The organism is Desulfovibrio sp. GTC20076 (assembly GCF_055385905.1).
Genome location: NZ_AP039366.1, coordinates 184,112 through 201,461, shown reverse-complemented (window position 1 = coordinate 201,461; position 17,350 = coordinate 184,112). Strand labels below are relative to the sequence as shown.

Below are 17,350 nucleotides of genomic sequence, written 5' to 3'. Positions count from 1 at the left end.
AGCATCTCGTCCGGCAGATAGCGGAATGCTGCATGCTCCACAGAGCAAAAGCATGCGCCATCCACCACTGCAAGCCCCGCTGTTATGGCAACTCTGCCTTTGCTTCTGGATAGGAGGCATAGCCGCGGCCGTATGGCCCTGGCAGTCTTTGCTGTGCCTGCTGCTGCTTGTTCTCGCAGACCGCCGCCTGTGGAAAGCGGGGCGCATTGCCTTCTGTACCCTGCTGGTCCTGGCCGGGCTGTTCACAGCTCGATGGCAACTTTACGGCAGCCCCTGGCACGGCGGTCTTCCTCCAGCTTCTCCACCCTTCTGGCTGGCTGAAGCCCCCAAAGATATCCGCGTCTGCGGCACAGTGACCGACAGCCAGGGCCTGCCGGACCAACGCCTGCGCCTGATTCTGTCTCACATGGCTCCTGACGCGACAGCTGCGGCAGACGATGCGTCGCGCCGCGCAGACCTGCGAGCAGCCTTTGCCGCGCCCTTGCCCGGCCTTGTGGCCTTTACCTGGGAAAATCCCACACTGCGCCCGTTACCCGGCCAGACATTTTGCCTGGCACGCCGCCCCATGCCCATGCAGGGCTTCGCCAATGAGGGACAATCGGCCTGGGAGCTGTGGTGGGCCGCGCAGGACGTACGCTGGCGTCTATGGACGCAGGCGGAACGCGGCGAGCCGTTCGTCTCTGGCGAAGGGGGGCGTTCCGCTCGCTGGCGAGAATCCCTGCGCGAAAAATTCCTGGCAGCCCTGCAAGCTCCTGCGCAACCGGGCGATCTTCTTCCTGCGGCCCGGAACGGCAGCCCCACGACGCATGGAGGGCATACAACAGCCTCGGGGCAGATAAAAGAACTCTCCGGCGGGCATGCCGCATCCGGTGGCGAAATGCCGCCCGGCCCAAAAAGCCTGAGCCAGGGCAAAGCCATTGTACTGGCCCTGCTCTTTGGCGACAGGCAATACCTCGCCCAGGCGACCCTGAACAATTTTGCCGCAGCCACCTTGGTGCACAGCCTGGCCCTTTCGGGCCAGCACCTTGTGGTAGCAGGCATGATCGGGCTGTTCTGCGTACTGGCGGCATCACGCCTGCGGCCGGGAATCTATCTGCGCCGCCCCAAAGTCCTGTGGGTCATGCTGGCCTCGCTGCCGCCCGCCCTGGGGTATCTGTGGCTGGGCAACGCCCCGGCATCCTTGTTGCGCGCCACAGTCATGATGCTTGTGGCGGCCCTGTGGATGGCTTCCGGCCGTCCGCGCACAACCCTGGACGCACTGGGCGCGGCACTTCTTTGTATCACGGTATCCTTTCCCCTGAGCGTGCTGGATACCGGATTGCAGCTTTCAGCCCTGTGTGTGGGGGCCATCGGCCTGAGCCTGCCCTGGTTGCGGCGCATCATTCCCCTGCCGGACCGTGGTGCGCCCGACTCGCCTTCGCGCGTCACGGCGTGGCTGCGCGCTCTCATGCGCATTTTTCTTGTTTCACTGTTCATACAGATCGCCCTGCTGCCGCTCAATATGCTGCTTTTCGGCAACGCGGGCTTCTGGTTTCCCCTTAATGTGGCATGGCTGCCCGTAGCCGACCTGATTGTACTGCCCGCAGCCGTACTGGGCCTGCTGTGCGCGGCCCTTGGCCTTGAATCACCGGCGCGCCTGATTCTGGATGTGGCCGCCATGCCCTGCCAGTGGCTGGTGGACTCTCTGGCCTGGCTGGCCGAAAGTGGCCTGCTGGCTGCCCCGGCCATGCTGCGTCCCCACTGGACGGCCCTGCCGGCCTTTGCTGCCTTGCTTACGGCTCTTGCTTTCATGGCCGGGCGAAAAACCATGCCTGCGGGAGCAGCACGGCTGCTGCTGGCAGGGGGCGCGTTATTGCTGGCAGGGCCGCTGCTGCGCGTGGAACAGCGCCTTTCACCGGAAATACGGCTGGATGTGCTGGATGTGGGGCAAAGCCAGGCCGTGGCCCTGCGTTTGCCGGGACATGTGCGCCTGCTGCTGGACGGCGGCGGCAGTGCCTCACCGCGCTTTGATCCCGGCCAGGCGCTGGTGGCTCCAGTCCTCCTCTATAATGATTCGCCCCGCCTTTCAGCCGTACTGAACAGCCATCCCGACCTTGACCATATGGGGGGACTGGTACATATTCTTGAGCATTTCAAGGTAAACACCCTGTTTGACAACGGGCAGGACGGACGCAGCGACAGCGGCTGGGGCGCCCTGTGGACACAGGTCAGGCAACAGCACAAGGCCCGCCCCCTTGCACAGGGCGATGTGCTGCAACTGGGCGACCCGATCCACCAGCTCCAGTTGGAAATACTGCACCCCCCGCGCAGCGCCCGTGCTGAAGCACATTCGCCGTGGACCGGAAACAATGCTTCGCTGGTGGCCCGTCTGACCCACAAGGGCCGCGGCCTGGCCCTGATCCCCGGCGATGCCGAACGCCGTTCATTGCGGCACATGCTGGATCAGGGCATTGACCTGCGTGCCGAGGTTCTGGTTTTGCCGCACCACGGATCAGACAGCAGCTATCTGGCTGATTTTTACAAGGCGGTGCAGCCCCGTGTGGCGGTGGCTGCCTGCGGCTTTGAAAACCGCTATGGCTACCCCGGTAAAAAAGTGCGCGCATGGCTGGACAAAGCAGGCATTCCCCTGCTGTTCACCGGGCGTGACGGACAGGTGCAGCTGACCTGGCCTGGACGTGGCATGCAGTGGCCCCCTACCGACGCTGAAGAACGCGCGGTGCTGCATCTACGGACACAAAGAGGCACTGCCAGGGTAAACAGTGCCGCGCCGGGCGGCACCAGGCAGGACCATGAAAAAATGCCCGCCAAAGAGCATAAAGAGGAAGGCGAACTACGCGGCAAGGCTGATAGCGGACAGACCGAATAGCGGCAGCCCGTCCTTTTTTCTGACCGTCGCGCCTGCACCTTCACAGCGAACGTTGCCCGCGCCGCCGCCAGAACATTCCCAACGTGAAAATGCTCTGGACTGGTTCCAGGCTGCAATGCCGGCACAGGGCATTCCGCCTTGTGGCATTTCAGTGCAGATTTTTACAAAAATCTGCGTATGGCGGAATACGTTTCGCCCCATCATCGGAATACATATCCCCCTGTGATGGCAGGGCGCCGCGCGCTCCATTTCAACCATTTTCCAAGGAGATAAGTCATGCAGTTTTATGCTGTTAACGGAAGCCCCAGAAAAAAACACAATACCGCCACGGTGCTCGGCAAAGCGCTTGAAGGCATAGCCGCAGCCTGCCCCGAAGCGCAGACAGAGATGCTGCATCTCTATGACTACACTTACAAGGGCTGTATAAGCTGTTTTGAATGCAAACGGCTTGGCGGCAAGTCTTACGGCCGCTGTGCCGTGCGCGATGAACTGGCGCCGGTGCTGGAAAAACTCTCTCTGGCGGACGGCATCATTTTTGGCTCGCCCATCTATTTCCAGGGCATCACAGGGGAAATGCGGTCATTTTTTGAGCGCTTTCTTTTTCCCTACCTTGTGTATGACGCCGAATATTCTTCCATAGCGCCCCAAAAAATGAAGACGGCCTTTATCTATACAATGAACGTTACGGAAAGTTTTATGCGCGAGATGCACTATCCCGAGCACCTGGGCGGCATGGAATACTTTACGGGCAGAATGCTGACCCCGCCCGCCGTACTCTACATCAACGATACCTATCAGTTTATGGATTACAGCAAATACAAGGTGGAGTGCTTTTCTGAAGAAGCCAAGCTGAAACGCAGGGAAGAAGTTTTTCCGGAAGACTGCCGGAAAGCCTTTGAACTGGGCATGAGCATGGCCCGGGCCTGAGCGGTCTTTGCTGCCGGGGGTGGACAGCACTGCCGGGACAAGTAGAAGGCCACGTCTACATGTTACGGACCGGAGTGCAGCTGGCCAGAGCAGGTTTCGCCCTGAAACTGTTCTGGCTGCTGCGCGAATGCATGCCTGCCACAAAGGCGTAACACTGCATCGGCCGTTGCCGGCACGGCTCACGTTAAAGGCAGCAGAGCCGGATACTTGCGCTGCCAATCACCGTAATGGATGTCATGCTGTCTTGAGATGACATATCCCCATAATTAATGCGCCAGCCAGAAACAGAAAAATCCGGGTAAAGGCGCGAGCGCACATGGGGCTAATGCTGACACTGCGGGCAAAAAACTGTACTCCTGCCAGCCACTTTGGCCTTTTCCAGAAGGCTTCCGCAAGTCTTGCACTTTTGCCCGCCGCGCCCGTACACGGCAAAGGTATTCTGAAAGGCCCCCACATTGCCGTCGGCATCCCTGTAATCACGAATGGAACTGCCGCACTGGGAGATGGACAGTAAAAGCACATCCCGCAGGCATTGCAAAAGGCGGTCGGCCTGAAGCCGCGTCAGCTCAGAAGCTTTCCGGCGCGGGTCAATGCCTGCGGCAAACAGGCTTTCGTCCGCATAGATATTGCCGACCCCGGCCAGCATTTTCTGATCCAGCAGCACAGCCTTGATGGCAGACCTTTTTGCGGCAATGCTTGCGGCAAAGGCCGCTTCCGTAATATCCAGAGGCTCGGGGCCAAGCTCCCGCCAGAAAGGCCAGCGGGCAAACATCTCCGGCGTGCCTGCCAGCATGGTTCCGAAGGCGCGCACGTCGTCAAAAAACAGGCGACGCTCGCCGGACGTCAAACAGTCTTCAGCCCCGGGCACGCCTGCTCCTCCGGCAGGCCCACATTCCGCCGCGGCCTGCCCGCCAGCGGCGGCGGGCAATGCTTTCAGATCAAGGATACAGCGGGTATGCGTGCCTGGCGACGTTTTCGCCGCATAGGTCATAAGACGCCCCGTCATGCGCAAGTGCACGGCCAGACGCAGGTTTTGCATGCCGCGTACACACGTTTTTTCCGCTTCGGTTGGGTCAAGCAGCAGCAAGAGCAGTTTGCCCCGACGCACTACGTCAGCGATGCGGCATCCCCGCAGGTCCTGCAGGGGCAGGCTCAGGGGATGCTGGCTGGTGGGGCGCAAAACCTGCGCGTCAGCAATAATGCGACCCTGCACATGGGGCCGCAGGGTGCGGGCAACAGTCTCCACTTCCGGCAGTTCAGGCATGGTCATCCTCTGATTGGGCAAATAACATGAACTAACTATAAGGCGCGGCAACTGCATGGCAAGGCTGGGCAGCAAAGGTTCGCAAGTAAAAAACCCGCTTGCGCGGGTTTATATACAGCATGCCCCACATACGGGCTATTTTTCAGAAAGATAGATATCCAGCAGACCTTCCGGCGGATCAATAATGACGGCCGGACCTTCCAGATCAAAGCCCGCAATAAATTCTGGCCTTGCAGGAAAGAGCACTTCGCGGTTGTCATCGGTCACGATGACCCACATCTCAAGCCCCGCGGGATATTCAAAGTGGTCGAGTGTACCCAGGCGTTTTCCGTCCGGCAGAAAAACATCGCCCCCCAGCAGGTCTTCCAGATAGACTTCGTCATCTTCCGGTTCCGGCAGGGCTTCGCGTTTGGTCAAGAGTTTGCAGCCGCGCAGCCCTTCAACGGCATTGCGGTCAACCACGCCTTCAAGCTGAAGCAGCGGACGCCCCTTGTGGCTGCGCACAGCCACCTGACGTACCCGGCGCGGTTCGCCATCGCCCGCCTGAATCCAGAGCGGGGTTGTCAAAAGCAAGGGGGAGTCCGCATACCAGTCGATGCAGATCTCCCCTTTAATGCCGTGGGGCCGCGCAAGCGTACCCATATGAATCCAAGAATCGGCCATAACTTCCAGACGCTATTCCAGTATTTCCAGCACAGTGCGTTTTTTGCACTTGATGGAAGCGGCACTCAGAATGGTGCGCATGGCACGGGCCGTGCGGCCCTGCTTGCCAATAACCTTGCCCAGGTCTTCCTTGGCAACCTTGAGTTCCAGCACGGTAGTCTGCTCGCCTTCCACTTCGCTGACCTGCACCTCGTTGGGGTGATCCACCAGGGACCGGGCAATATATTCGATCAGGGCCTTCATTGTACACCTCCAAGGGGCCTGCGCCGGAAATATCCGGAACAGTAAAGGCCGCGCGCAGTGCCGATTTGCCCACAAACGGCCATTCCCGCCATGTGTTACTATATGCGGGAGGCCGCAGGGCATCTGCCGCCGTGGCGGAAGCGTAGCGGAATGCGCTAGGCCATGTGTTTTTTAATCAGGGCGCGGACGGTGTCCGTGGGTTCTGCGCCACGGGCCAGCCATTCCTTGATTTTGTCCGCATCGAGCTTGACTTCAACCGGATCAGTCATGGGATTATAGTAGCCCAGAAACTCCAGCGGACGGCCATCACGACGGGTTTCGTCAGTGGCGGCCACCACCCGGTAGAAGGGGTGCTTTTTGCTGCCGAGGCGGGTCAATTTCAACTTTACAGCCATGAGTCCAACTCCCTTTGAGGTGTTATGTTATCGTTGCGCCCGGGAAAGGGCAAGGGCGGAAAAGCCCTGGCGCAAAGAGGTGTTGCCGCTACGGCGGCGCTCCTTGCCGCGAAATGCCTTATTTTTTCTTGCGCTTCTGGCGCTCTTTTTTCTTGCGCTTTTTAGCCGCAGCCGACTTTCCGGAACCGGCACGCCCGCCGGGCATGCCTTCCATACCGGGCAATCCCCCCATTCCGGGCAGGCCGCCCATGCCGGGCATACCGCCCATGCCGCCGGGGGGCATCATGCCGGGGGGCATGCCACGCATGCGCGGCATTGAGGGCATTTTTGCGCCCTTGCCGCCCATCATGCCCTTCATCATCTGGCGCATCTGCTCAAACTGGCGCACAAGCTGGTTCACCTGGGCTACGGTTACGCCCGCGCCCTTGGCAATACGCGCCCGGCGGCTGCCGTTCAGAAGGTCGGGATTGCGCCGTTCGGCCATAGTCATCGAATTGATTATGGCCTCGGTGCGCGCCATTTCCTTTTCGGGCATGGCTCCGCTGGCTTCGGCCAGCTTGTCGCGCAGACCGCCCAGGCCGGGAATCATCTTGAGGATGCTTTCCAGCGAACCAAGCTTTTTGATGCGGCGCATCTGGGTACGAAAATCTTCAAGGTCAAAGCTGGCTTTTTTCATCTTGCGGGCCAGCTCTTCGGCTTCTTCGGCATTGATGGCGCCCTGTGCTTTCTCCACCAGAGTAAGCACGTCGCCCATGCCCAGAATACGCCCGGCGATACGGTCGGGGTGGAAGACCTCCATCTCCGACAGCTTTTCGCCCATACCCACAAATTTGACAGGCGCGCCTGTCACCGCGCGGATGGAAAGGGCCGCACCGCCGCGCGCATCGCCGTCCATCTTGGTCAGCACCACGCCGGTGACGCCCAGCCGCTCGTTAAAGCTTTCGGCCACGGTCACGGCATCCTGACCGGTCATGGCATCAGCCACGAACAGAATTTCCTGCGGCTGCACAGCAGCCTTGATGGCCTCAAGCTCCTGCATGAGCGGTTCGTCAACATGCAGGCGGCCCGCCGTGTCAAGCAGCAGCACCGTGGCCTGCTCGCGCCGAGCCTCTTCAAGCGCGGCCTTTGCTATGTCCACGGGGTTCATGTCCACGGTGGAAGGATAGCAGGGCATGTCCAACTGCTTGGCAAGCACCGTCAGCTGGTCAATGGCCGCAGGGCGGTATACGTCGGCCGGCACAAGATAGGGGCGCATCTTTTGCTTGCGCAAAATATTTGCTATCTTGCCTGCGGAGGTGGTTTTACCCGAGCCTTGCAGGCCCACAAGCATGATGACAGCCGGCTCACGCCCCTGAAGGTCAAGCGCGGCGGTTTCACCGCCAAGCAGGCCGACCAGCTCATCATGAACGATCTTGACCACCTGCTGTGCCGGACTTACCCCTTTGAGCACTTCCTGGCCGAGACACTTCTCGCGCACGTTTTCAACAAAGTCTTTAACGACCTTGAAGTTAACGTCCGCTTCCAGCAGGGCCAGCCGCACTTCGCGCAGGCCGGCCTGCACGTTTTCTTCGGTAAGCTGGCCGCGTCCGCCGAAAGAACGGAATACGCCGGAAAGTCTGTCTGAAAGGCTTTCGAACATGCAGTCTCCACAGGGGCCGCCAAGCGGCAAAAAAGCAGTGCTGTCGCCTGCCCCGCGCAGACATGCCTGCACGCGGCCGCCGCACGGCGCATACGCCCCACAGGGGCGAAGTGGTGATTCATAGGATGTTTGCCGCCTCACGTCAAGTCTTGAACAAAAAAGCGCCCTCCGGGACTTGCCAAGGGCGCTCAAAAACTGTACGCGCAAGCACCCGCTCCGCACAGGAGCGGCCAGCCCGGCCCGTGCCCCGACTGGCCCGGCCGCAGAGCCACAGCCTACATTGACATACGGCCCGCAAGGGGATACCCTGTTAGACTACAATTTGAACAATTATTCCAGCATATTACGAGGATGCCATGTTCACCAATCGCGGCAAAGCGCTGACCTTTGACGACATTTTGCTCATTCCCGGCTATTCGGACATTACCCCTGACGCCGTGGATATAGCCACCTGGCTTACCCCTTCCATTCCCCTGCGCATCCCCCTGCTTTCCGCCGCTATGGATACCGTAACGGAATCGGCCATGGCCATTTCAATGGCCCGCATGGGGGGCATCGGCATCATCCATAAAAACATGCCCGTGTCCCGGCAGCGCCTGGAAGTAGAGAGAGTCAAAAAAAGCGAAAGCGGCATGATTCTCGACCCGGTGACCATTTCGCCCAACAACACGGTACAGGAAGCCCTTGACCTCATGTCGGACTTTCGCGTTTCCGGCCTGCCCGTGGTGGCCGATGACCGCCTGGTGGGCATTCTTACCAATCGTGACGTGCGCTTTGTCGAAGACGGCCAGGCCGTGCGCGTGGCCGATGTCATGACCAGCGAAAACCTTGTTACCGTTCCCATGGGCACATCCCTTGCCGAAGCCAAGCAGCATCTGCACGAGCACCGCATTGAAAAACTGCTCGTGGTGGATGAAGAAGGGCACCTGCGCGGCCTTATCACCATGAAAGACATCGACAAGGTGCAAAAATATCCCAATGCCTGCAAAGACTCCGCCGGACGCCTGCGCGTAGGCGCGGCCATCGGCATCGGCAAGGATTGCGAAGCCCGCGCCGAGCAGCTGCTTGAGGCCGGAGCCGACGTGCTGGTGCTTGACTCCGCCCATGGGCATTCTGTCAACGTCATCAAGGCCATCCGTATGGTCAAGGCGTCGTTTCCCAACTGCCAGCTTGTGGCCGGCAACGTGGCCACCTACGACGGGGCCAAGGCCATTCTTGAAGCCGGAGCCGACACCGTCAAGGTGGGCATCGGCCCCGGCTCCATCTGCACCACCCGCATTGTGGCGGGCGTGGGCGTGCCCCAGGTCACGGCCATTATGGACGGCGGCCGCGCCGCCCGCGAAATGGACCGCTGCTGCATTGCCGACGGCGGCATCAAGTTTTCCGGCGATATCGTGAAGGCCCTTGTGGTGGGCGCGCATTCTGTCATGGTCGGTTCGCTTTTTGCCGGCACGGAAGAAAGCCCGGGCGAAACCATCCTGTACCAGGGCCGCACGTACAAAATCTACCGGGGCATGGGTTCCATTGATGCCATGAAGGAAGGCAGCTCTGACCGCTACTTCCAGGAAAAGAGCAAAAAACTCGTGCCTGAAGGCATTGTGGGCCGTGTGCCGTACCGTGGCCCGGTTATGGAAGCCGTGTACCAGCTCATGGGCGGCCTGCGCTCGGGCATGGGCTATGTGGGTGCGCACAACCTCACGCAACTGTTTGAAAATACTACCTTCTGCGAAATTTCCCCGGCGGGCCTGCGCGAAAGCCATGTGCACGATGTGGTAATCACCAAGGAAGCCCCCAACTATCGCATTGAGAACTAGGGCCGCTGCGCCGCAAGGCGTACGCCGTGCAGACAGGCAACCGGCGCGTCCCGGCGCGCGAAGCTCATACAGATCGTGAGGACACTATGCCCAGCAAGGTCATTATAATAGACTACGGCTCACAGGTTACCCAGCTTATCGCACGCCGTGTGCGTGAGGCCGGGGTATACTCCGAAATTCATTCCTGCGTGACCACCGCCCAGCAGGTGGCCGCCATGAAGCCCCAGGCCATCATCCTTTCCGGCGGCCCCGCCAGCGTGGGCGAAGCCGACGCACCGGCGCTGGACCCCGGTTTTCTTGAACTGGGTGTGCCCGTGCTCGGCATCTGCTATGGCATGCAGCTTCTGGCCCGCGAGATGGGCGGGCAGCTGGCCCAGTCTCTCACGCGCGAATACGGCCCGGCCGACCTCAATTTCACCGCACCCTGCGCCCTGTGGGAAGGTATCACCGCACCCACCCGCGTATGGATGAGCCATGGCGACAAGGTGATGGCCCCGCCGCCCGGCTTTACGGTTACTGGCAGCACCAGCACCCTTGAAGTGGCCGCCATGGCCGATGAGACCCGCAAAATCTACGCCGTGCAGTTCCATCCCGAAGTGCACCACAGCGTGGACGGCGAGCGCATGCTGCACAACTTCCTGTTCAAGGTCACGGGCATCAAGCCCGACTGGACCATGTCCTCCTTTGTGGAGCGCGTAGTCAAGGAAATGGCCGAGCAGGTGGGCGACAAGCACGTGGTCTGCGCCCTTTCGGGCGGTATCGACTCCACAGTGGTGGCCGTGCTGCTGCACAGGGCCATAGGCAAGCGCCTGCACTGCATCTTTGTGGACAACGGCCTGCTGCGTCTTGGCGAAGGTGATGAGGTGGTCAGCTACCTGCGCGAGCATTTTGACCTCAACCTCAACTTCGTGCAGGCGCAGGAGCGCTTTCTTTCCAAGCTCAAAGGCGTGGAAGACCCCGAAAAGAAACGCAAAATCATCGGCCACACCTTTATTGAAATTTTTGATGAAGAAGCCAACAAGCTGGATCAAGTGGACTTTCTGGCTCAGGGAACCCTGTATCCCGACGTCATTGAATCCATTTCCCACAAGGGACCCAGCGCCGTCATCAAGAGTCACCACAATGTGGGCGGCCTGCCCGACACAATGAAGCTCAAGCTTATTGAACCCCTGCGTGAACTCTTCAAGGACGAAGTGCGCAAAGTGGCGGCCGAACTCGGCATGCCCGACTCCATCGTGTGGCGGCATCCCTTCCCTGGTCCCGGCCTTGCCATCCGTGTGCTTGGCGAAGTGAGCGAAGAACGCCTCAACATCCTGCGCCAGGCCGACAGGATCGTGCAGCAGGAACTGCGCGAATCCGGCTGGTATCGTAAGGTCTGGCAGGGCTTTGCCGTGCTGCTGCCCCTCAAGACCGTGGGCGTTATGGGCGACGGGCGCACCTATGAACATGTGGTGGCCCTGCGCGTGGTCGACAGCGTTGACGCCATGACAGCAGACTGGGCGCGCCTGCCCGCTGATCTCATCGAGCGCATGTCGGGCCGCATCATCAATGAAGTCAAGGGCGTCAACCGTGTGGTTTACGATGTGTCCTCCAAACCGCCCAGCACCATTGAATGGGAATAGGAGAACCGCATGTTCGGTATAGGCAGCACGGAACTTCTGGTCATCCTTGTGGTGGCCCTGATTGTGTTGGGTCCCAAGAGCCTTGCCAATGTGTCGCGCACGCTGGGCAAGGCCATGGGCGAATTCCGCCGGGTTTCCACCGACTTCCAGCGCACCCTCAATGCCGAGGCTGAAGAGGAAGAACAGAAAAAACGCAAAAAGGAAGCCGCCAAAGCCGCCAGAGAAGCCGCCAGGGCCGAAGCCGATGGGACGCAGGCGGCGCAGCAAAGCACAGAGCAGGCAGCAGAGCAGCCTGAACCCCGTGCCGCGCAGGGTATGACGGCAGCCAAGGATGCCCCTGCATCCGAAGCTGTGCTTGATACCACAGTTGTGCAGCCCCCTTCAGAGGCTCCGCAGGCTGAAAGCGTCCCCCAGGCCGCCCCTGCTGCTGAAGCCGCTCCGGAAACTGACACCACAGCTTCCGGCGTGCCGGTTCCTCCTGAAGGCAGCCCCCTGGCTGAAGCCCTGGCCCGAACTGAAGCTGAAGCGCGCGCTGCAGAAGCCCGCATTACTCCGTCCACCCCTGCTTCTGAAAACGGCGGCAAGGCATGACTGAAGAAAAAAAAGTTTCACTGGAGCAGGCCGCGACAAGCGTTTCTGACGCCTCCCGTTCCGAAGAATCCGGCGCCGGGCCGGAAGCAGCCGCTGCACTGTCCGTCATCGGCAACGTGAATCTTGAGGCCGCCAGCCATCTGGCGGCCTCTGCCGCACCAAACGGCGGCCAGACGGAAAACAGGGCGAAAGACACGCCCGGTAACAGCACGCGCGCCACCCCCCCCCCGACAGAAGACGGCATAAAAAGCCATGTCGCTGCCGGGGATGCGCAGGCCGCCCCTGACGGCAACGAAGCTGCCACCGTGAAAAGTCCGACACAGAATACACAGCCGGATTCGGCTGAAAATGCCGACACGACTACAGGCACACAGACCTCGGGTAACACGGCATCCGCCGAAGCTGCGGCCGAAACTTCTGGCAAAGCTGCCGCCGCGCCCGCCGTTGCCGCTGGTTCGGGCGGGCAGCCGCCCCTGCCCCCGGCCAGTCCGTTTCCGCCCAACGCGTCGGAAGAGCCTGCCCCCGTTCCGGCGGTTTCCGGTGGTCAGCCCCCAGCCACGCCCGATGAGGACGATGACGAAGAAGAAGGCGGTCCGGACAAGCCCATGGGCCTTATGGACCACCTTGGCGAACTGCGCATGCGCCTTGTGCGCTGCTGTATCGCTGTGATCGTGGGCTTTTTTGCCTGCTGGGCCGTGGTGGATCCCATTTTTGACGTGCTGGTCAATCCCCTTCTGGCCGTTTTGCCCAAGGGTTCACACGCCATTTACACCACCTTGCCCGAAGGATTTTTCACCCGCATGCACATTGCCTTTGTGGCGGGTGTTTTTGTATCCAGCCCGGTGATTTTCTACCAGATATGGTCATTCATCGCGCCCGGCCTGTATGAAGAAGAAAAAAAATACATCATCCCCATTGCGATAATGTCTGCCCTGTTCTTCATCTGCGGCGGCGCGTTCTGTTATTTTGTGGTTTTTCCCTATGCCTTCAGTTTCTTTGTGAGCTTTGCCACCGAAGAAATCGTGGCCATGCCCAAGGTGAGCGACTATCTGAGTTTTGTGCTCAAGCTCATTCTGGCCTTCGGCATTATTTTTGAAATGCCGCTTTTTGCCTTCTTTCTCGCACGCATGGGCGTTGTCACCGCTGCCATGATGCGGCAGGCGCGGCGTTATGCGATTCTGGGCATCTTTATTGTAGCGGCCATTCTTACCCCGCCCGATGTGGTCTCACAACTGCTCATGGCCTGCCCCATGCTTATCCTGTATGAAATAAGCATCTGGGTGGCGGCAGCCTTTGGCCGCAAACCCAAAACTGAAAAAGATGCCGATGACGGCGGGCAGGAAAAGACAGACGCAGACGCTGCATCGGATGCAAAAACCGCCAACGCTTCGGAGAAAGCATGACCACCGCCCCGCGCACTTCTACGCAGGCGCGCACCAGCGCCGAAACCGACATCCGCCTTGAACTGAATCTGGACGGTCAGGGCAAGACAGACATCCGAACCGGATTCGGCCTGCTGGACCATATGCTCACCCTCACGTTCTTCTGGGCAGGCATGGACCTGACCCTTGTCTGCGAGGGTGACATGCAGGTGGACGCTCACCACACGGCCGAGGACGTGGGCATGACCCTTGGCAAGGCCCTGCTCGAAGCCCTGGGGGACAGGGCGGGCATTGCCCGCGTGGGTTACGGCCGTGTGCCTATGGACGAGGCCCTTGCGGAAGTTACCGTTGACCTTTCAGGCCGCCCCTGGCTTGAGTGGCGTGGCGACGAACTGTTGCCCCCCGTACTCGCCGGAGAGGAAAAAGACCTCTGGCGTGAATACTATAAAGCCCTTGCCAGCGGCGCGCGCTGCAATCTGCATGTGGACATGCGCTACGGCAAAAACGGGCATCATTTGCTGGAATCCGCCGCCAAGGGCCTGGGCCTTGCCCTGGCTCATGCAGTGCGTCGGCACGGCACAACCATACGCAGCACCAAGGGAGGTCTTGATTAATGCATAACCGCCTGAATATACTGCTTCTCGTCATACTGAGTCTTGCCGTGGTCCTGGGCGCGTGCAGCAAGCGCCCGCGCAGTACCGCCGATGTGCCGCGCAACCTTTCCTCTGCCTACACCATTACCGTGGTTCCCTTCACCCAGCCCGTCAATGCCAGTCAGCTTATCATGGGGCGCATTCCCGAAAACCAGGGGCGCATTCCCGATGATATGCTCACTGCCCTGGACATGCGCCTGCGCCATGTGCTGACCACACAGACCAGCAGGCAATACAAGTTCATCAGCCAGCGCACCCTGCCCAAAAATGCGACCGCATTTCACAGCTCCGAACAGCCGCAGGCCCTGCCCCTTTGGGTAGCCTACGGCAAGAAGCAGGGAGCGCAACTGCTGCTGATCCCTCAGGTGCTGGACTGGCATGAGCGCGAAGGCTCCAAAGCGGGCGTTACCCAGTCGGCCCATGTGCGGGTAGAATTTTTCCTGCTGCGCGTGGATGCAGGCAGCATCATGGACCGCTCTGTCTTTGAGGAACAGCAGGTCGGGCTGACAGAAAATCTGCTCAACGTGGGTTCATTCCTCAAGCGCAAGGGGCAGTGGGTCACTGCCGAGGAACTGACCGTGGACGGCATAAGCAAGGCAGTAAAGGACTTGGGTCTATGATTATTTTTCCCGCTGTTGACATTCAGAACGGCAAGGCCGTGCGGCTTAAGCAGGGCCGCGCTCACGAAAGCACGGTTTTTGCCGAAAGCCCCGTAGATGCCGCCAGAGCTTGGGAAGAAGCCGGAGCGCGCTGGCTGCATGTGGTTGACCTGGACGGCGCTTTTGACGGTGCGGCCCAAAGCCGCCGCATCGTGCGCGACATCTGCGCGGCTCTTGCCATTCCTGTACAGCTTGGCGGCGGCATACGCGACATGCATACGGCCGAAGCCTATCTGGAAGCCGGAGTCAGCCGCCTTATTATCGGCACCCTGGCTCTGGAGCAGCCCACCCTGTTTGCGGACATGTGCCGCGCCTTTCCCGGCCGGGTAGGCGTTTCTCTCGATGCCGAAGGCGGAAGGCTGAAAAGCCGCGGCTGGGTGGAAGACACGGGCATGACCGTGGATACGGCCTTGCCCCGCCTGCTTGACGATGGGGCTGCGTTTGTCATCTATACAGATATTGAACGCGACGGCATGCAGTGCGGCGTCAACGTAACCGCGCTGGAGCATCTGGCCCGTCTTTCCACCGTGCCGGTCATTGCCGCCGGGGGCGTCGCCACCCTTGAAGATATACAGAAACTCTACCCTCTCACCCTTGAAACCAGCCTTATGGGCGCGGTGAGCGGGCGTGCCCTCTACGAGGGAACCCTTGATCTCAAAGAAGCCAACGCCTGGATAGACGCCCGGAAAAACACGCCCGAAAGCGCCTGACCAGACCGCTCGAACAGTTCACCAAGACAGTCAAAACAACGCAAAGAGCGCGTCACGGTTCAGTCCGGACGCGCTCTTTGCGTACACAGGCACAGCGCAGTCTGCCCCCATGCAACATCCGCGCAAGCCAGCGCAACCGTGCGCCCTTGCCAAGCCCGGTTGCAGAACATATACTACAGGCATGAATTCGACGTCCTGTTATTGGTCCCGCATACGCAGCCGCCTCTTTTGCGGCTACCCTGAAGAACGTTACTGGCGTTCATTTCTTTAATTCCCCGTCTGCAAAAACTGTCTGATGCATGGCCCCTGCGGGCGGCCAGGGCTTTTTCTGTTTCAAAATCGGGCTGAGGCATCAGTCTGACAGCGCAGCGAGGATACAATGCTTGAGACCAAACCCTATCACTGGCTCTGCCTCATGGGGGCCATCATTTTTGAAGTGGCCGGAACCACAGTCATGAAGATGGCCCAGGGCTGGGGCTTCGCCCATGCAGCCATGCTGGGCCTTGTACTCATGTGGCTGGCCATCGCTCTTTCCTATTACATGCTGGCAAAAGCCACCACCGGCCTGCCCGTGGGCGTTGCTTTTGCCTTTTGGGAAGGCCTGGGCCTGACCTTCATCACCATATGCAGCGTGCTGCTGCTCGGCGAAAGCATGACCGTGACACGCGGCCTCGGCCTTGTCTGCGTGCTGGCCGGAGCCTTGCTGGTACACCACGGCACAGGGCACGGCAAAGAAGACATACACCCGGCTGCCCGCCCCACGTCCAGCCTGAATGCGGGCGGCAATGCCGCTGGTGAACGGGGGAACGCATAATGCAGCCCCTTACCTCTTTTTTCAGCCTCTCCCTTTTACTGGTGGTGATGGCGGCGGCACTGGACGTACTGGCAAACCTGCTGCTGGCAAAATCCGGCGGCTTCAGGCGGCGCTGGCTGGGATTTTTCTCTCTGGTGCTGGTGGGCCTTGCTTTCTATTGCCTGTCGCTGGCCGTACGCCATATGGATCTGGCTGTGGCGTATGCCATGTGGGGCAGTTTCGGTATTCTGGGCACGTCGCTGGGTGGCTGGCTGTTTTTCAGCCAGAAGCTGCGCCCCTGCGCTTTTGCGGGCATGGCTCTGCTCATGACGGGCATGGCTCTTTTGCATATGAGTTAATTACTGCCCTGCAAATAAAAAACATACCCGCCGGACAAGGCAGAGCAGCGGAAAATGCACGCAGCGGCCTCGCCCGGCCAATGCACTGCAGACGAAAGAACCACAGTGTGAACCGCCCTGGCGCGGCCCGCACGCTCCGGAGGCAAGCATGAAAAAAGGATTCTGGAATTATCTTGAGAAATGGCGCGGCCTTTTCCCGCGCCGCAGGGTACTGCGCTGGCGCGGCGGCTGGCTGCAAAACGGCTATTGCCGTGATTGCCGCTATTGCTGTGGCCCACAGGATTCCAGCGAGCCTTTTCCTATGGCCCTGCTGCCCCGGCAACTGCATGAGGGCATGGAAGAAGACTTTTATATGCTTGACGGCCACACCGCCTATATGGACGGGCGCGGCTGCAAGGCCTGTACACGCACCGGCTGCGGGCTGCCGCGCGAGCAGCGGCCCGTGGCCTGCGGACTTTTCCCTTTTGTGCTTGCCAACGGCAGCCTGTACGCCTACAAGACCTGCCCGGCTGTCCTGCTGACGCCTCCGGCGGAACTGGCCCTTCTGGGACTTGAAGCGGCCCGCTGGCTTGCTGCCTTCAACCTTGAAGACCTGCGCCGCCTTTCGCTCGACATTGCCACCCCCGTGCTGGCAGAAAAGTACATTTCCCTGAGCATACAGGTTTTTGACAGCGAAGGCGTCAACCTGCAACTGCGCTGAGCGGATGCGTCCGGCCAATGCCCCGCAAGCCCTGCAAACCATATGCCCGCAAAAATGCGGCCGACCGGGG

Annotated in this window: 17 protein-coding genes; 12 read left to right on the top strand and 5 right to left on the bottom strand. The window is 60.2% G+C overall.

Translation table 11 applies throughout. From position 1 onward, the window contains the following. Positions 1–52 precede the first annotated feature (52 nt). Positions 53–2,866 (top strand): ComEC/Rec2 family competence protein, encoded by a 2,814-nt coding sequence (locus tag ACZ495_RS00875; protein ID WP_464262489.1) that lies wholly within the window; start codon positions 53–55, stop codon positions 2,864–2,866. Between the two features lie 276 nt (positions 2,867–3,142). Then, positions 3,143–3,793 carry a flavodoxin family protein gene (locus tag ACZ495_RS00870; protein ID WP_464262488.1) on the top strand — a complete coding sequence of 217 codons (651 nt, stop codon included), beginning with the start codon at positions 3,143–3,145 and terminating at the stop codon, positions 3,791–3,793. 322 nt (positions 3,794–4,115) lie between these two features. Here the strand turns inward: ACZ495_RS00870 and mutM are convergent, their stop codons facing one another. From mutM to ffh, 5 genes are all read right to left on the bottom strand, one after another. After that, positions 4,116–5,057: a bifunctional DNA-formamidopyrimidine glycosylase/DNA-(apurinic or apyrimidinic site) lyase gene (gene mutM, locus ACZ495_RS00865; protein WP_394027233.1), complete on the bottom strand. Its 942-nt coding sequence runs from the start codon at positions 5,055–5,057 to the stop codon at positions 4,116–4,118. Between the two features lie 135 nt (positions 5,058–5,192). Next, positions 5,193–5,720: a ribosome maturation factor RimM gene (gene rimM / locus ACZ495_RS00860; protein ID WP_072311231.1), complete on the bottom strand. Its 528-nt coding sequence runs from the start codon at positions 5,718–5,720 to the stop codon at positions 5,193–5,195. A gap of 12 nt (positions 5,721–5,732) precedes the next feature. After that, positions 5,733–5,963, bottom strand: a complete 231-nt coding sequence (locus ACZ495_RS00855; RefSeq protein WP_464262487.1) for a KH domain-containing protein — start codon at positions 5,961–5,963, stop codon at positions 5,733–5,735. Between the two features lie 155 nt (positions 5,964–6,118). Beyond that, positions 6,119–6,358: a 30S ribosomal protein S16 gene (gene rpsP, locus ACZ495_RS00850; RefSeq protein WP_012625424.1), complete on the bottom strand. Its 240-nt coding sequence runs from the start codon at positions 6,356–6,358 to the stop codon at positions 6,119–6,121. A gap of 118 nt (positions 6,359–6,476) precedes the next feature. Continuing rightward, positions 6,477–7,997, bottom strand: coding sequence for a signal recognition particle protein (ffh, locus tag ACZ495_RS00845; RefSeq protein ID WP_464262486.1), 1,521 nt, complete (start codon positions 7,995–7,997; stop codon positions 6,477–6,479). Between the two features lie 356 nt (positions 7,998–8,353). On the opposite strand from ffh, the gene guaB reads away from it, so the two are divergent. The 10 genes from guaB to ACZ495_RS00795 all read left to right on the top strand — a co-directional run bounded on the left by guaB (position 8,354) and on the right by ACZ495_RS00795 (position 17,280). Continuing rightward, the gene (gene guaB, locus ACZ495_RS00840; RefSeq protein WP_394027231.1) at positions 8,354–9,811 is read left to right on the top strand and encodes an IMP dehydrogenase; all 1,458 of its coding nucleotides are present in this window, start codon (positions 8,354–8,356) and stop codon (positions 9,809–9,811) included. Positions 9,812–9,897: 86 nt separating this feature from the next. Further along, the gene (gene guaA, locus ACZ495_RS00835; RefSeq protein WP_012625427.1) at positions 9,898–11,433 is read left to right on the top strand and encodes a glutamine-hydrolyzing GMP synthase; all 1,536 of its coding nucleotides are present in this window, start codon (positions 9,898–9,900) and stop codon (positions 11,431–11,433) included. Between the two features lie 9 nt (positions 11,434–11,442). Next, positions 11,443–12,024: a Sec-independent protein translocase protein TatB gene (gene tatB / locus ACZ495_RS00830; RefSeq protein WP_464262485.1), complete on the top strand. Its 582-nt coding sequence runs from the start codon at positions 11,443–11,445 to the stop codon at positions 12,022–12,024. Between the two features lie 605 nt (positions 12,025–12,629). Next, positions 12,630–13,427 carry a twin-arginine translocase subunit TatC gene (gene tatC, locus ACZ495_RS00825; protein WP_049757423.1) on the top strand — a complete coding sequence of 266 codons (798 nt, stop codon included), beginning with the start codon at positions 12,630–12,632 and terminating at the stop codon, positions 13,425–13,427. Continuing rightward, positions 13,424–14,020, top strand: coding sequence for an imidazoleglycerol-phosphate dehydratase (locus tag ACZ495_RS00820; protein ID WP_012625430.1), 597 nt, complete (start codon positions 13,424–13,426; stop codon positions 14,018–14,020). The genes tatC and ACZ495_RS00820 overlap by 4 nt, the downstream gene beginning before the upstream one ends. After that, positions 14,020–14,679, top strand: a complete 660-nt coding sequence (locus ACZ495_RS00815) for a hypothetical protein (RefSeq protein WP_012625431.1) — start codon at positions 14,020–14,022, stop codon at positions 14,677–14,679. Before ACZ495_RS00820 ends, ACZ495_RS00815 begins: the two co-directional genes overlap by 1 nt. Beyond that, positions 14,676–15,428 carry a 1-(5-phosphoribosyl)-5-[(5-phosphoribosylamino)methylideneamino]imidazole-4-carboxamide isomerase gene (gene hisA, locus ACZ495_RS00810; RefSeq protein ID WP_296986280.1) on the top strand — a complete coding sequence of 251 codons (753 nt, stop codon included), beginning with the start codon at positions 14,676–14,678 and terminating at the stop codon, positions 15,426–15,428. Before ACZ495_RS00815 ends, hisA begins: the two co-directional genes overlap by 4 nt. A gap of 379 nt (positions 15,429–15,807) precedes the next feature. Then, complete coding sequence (locus tag ACZ495_RS00805; RefSeq protein WP_012625433.1) at positions 15,808–16,242, top strand: DMT family transporter; 435 nt, start codon at positions 15,808–15,810, stop codon at positions 16,240–16,242. Beyond that, positions 16,242–16,580 (top strand): SMR family transporter, encoded by a 339-nt coding sequence (locus ACZ495_RS00800; RefSeq protein WP_012625434.1) that lies wholly within the window; start codon positions 16,242–16,244, stop codon positions 16,578–16,580. The genes ACZ495_RS00805 and ACZ495_RS00800 overlap by 1 nt, the downstream gene beginning before the upstream one ends. A 148-nt stretch (positions 16,581–16,728) precedes the next feature. Next, a complete protein-coding gene (locus tag ACZ495_RS00795; protein ID WP_012625435.1) occupies positions 16,729–17,280 on the top strand; it encodes a hypothetical protein in 552 nt (183 codons plus the stop codon). Positions 17,281–17,350 lie beyond the last annotated feature (70 nt).

What these genes read in the sequence shown, in the direction of transcription:
- ACZ495_RS00875 (WP_464262489.1), top strand. Translation starts at nt 53, where the DNA reads ATGCGCCATCCACCACTGCAAGCCCCGCTGTTATGGCAACTCTGCCTT.
- ACZ495_RS00870 (WP_464262488.1), top strand. Translation starts at nt 3,143, where the DNA reads ATGCAGTTTTATGCTGTTAACGGAAGCCCCAGAAAAAAACACAATACC.
- mutM (WP_394027233.1), bottom strand. Translation starts at nt 5,057, where the DNA reads ATGCCTGAACTGCCGGAAGTGGAGACTGTTGCCCGCACCCTGCGGCCC.
- rimM (WP_072311231.1), bottom strand. Translation starts at nt 5,720, where the DNA reads ATGGCCGATTCTTGGATTCATATGGGTACGCTTGCGCGGCCCCACGGC.
- ACZ495_RS00855 (WP_464262487.1), bottom strand. Translation starts at nt 5,963, where the DNA reads ATGAAGGCCCTGATCGAATATATTGCCCGGTCCCTGGTGGATCACCCC.
- rpsP (WP_012625424.1), bottom strand. Translation starts at nt 6,358, where the DNA reads ATGGCTGTAAAGTTGAAATTGACCCGCCTCGGCAGCAAAAAGCACCCC.
- ffh (WP_464262486.1), bottom strand. Translation starts at nt 7,997, where the DNA reads ATGTTCGAAAGCCTTTCAGACAGACTTTCCGGCGTATTCCGTTCTTTC.
- guaB (WP_394027231.1), top strand. Translation starts at nt 8,354, where the DNA reads ATGTTCACCAATCGCGGCAAAGCGCTGACCTTTGACGACATTTTGCTC.
- guaA (WP_012625427.1), top strand. Translation starts at nt 9,898, where the DNA reads ATGCCCAGCAAGGTCATTATAATAGACTACGGCTCACAGGTTACCCAG.
- tatB (WP_464262485.1), top strand. Translation starts at nt 11,443, where the DNA reads ATGTTCGGTATAGGCAGCACGGAACTTCTGGTCATCCTTGTGGTGGCC.
- tatC (WP_049757423.1), top strand. Translation starts at nt 12,630, where the DNA reads ATGGGCCTTATGGACCACCTTGGCGAACTGCGCATGCGCCTTGTGCGC.
- ACZ495_RS00820 (WP_012625430.1), top strand. Translation starts at nt 13,424, where the DNA reads ATGACCACCGCCCCGCGCACTTCTACGCAGGCGCGCACCAGCGCCGAA.
- ACZ495_RS00815 (WP_012625431.1), top strand. Translation starts at nt 14,020, where the DNA reads ATGCATAACCGCCTGAATATACTGCTTCTCGTCATACTGAGTCTTGCC.
- hisA (WP_296986280.1), top strand. Translation starts at nt 14,676, where the DNA reads ATGATTATTTTTCCCGCTGTTGACATTCAGAACGGCAAGGCCGTGCGG.
- ACZ495_RS00805 (WP_012625433.1), top strand. Translation starts at nt 15,808, where the DNA reads ATGCTTGAGACCAAACCCTATCACTGGCTCTGCCTCATGGGGGCCATC.
- ACZ495_RS00800 (WP_012625434.1), top strand. Translation starts at nt 16,242, where the DNA reads ATGCAGCCCCTTACCTCTTTTTTCAGCCTCTCCCTTTTACTGGTGGTG.
- ACZ495_RS00795 (WP_012625435.1), top strand. Translation starts at nt 16,729, where the DNA reads ATGAAAAAAGGATTCTGGAATTATCTTGAGAAATGGCGCGGCCTTTTC.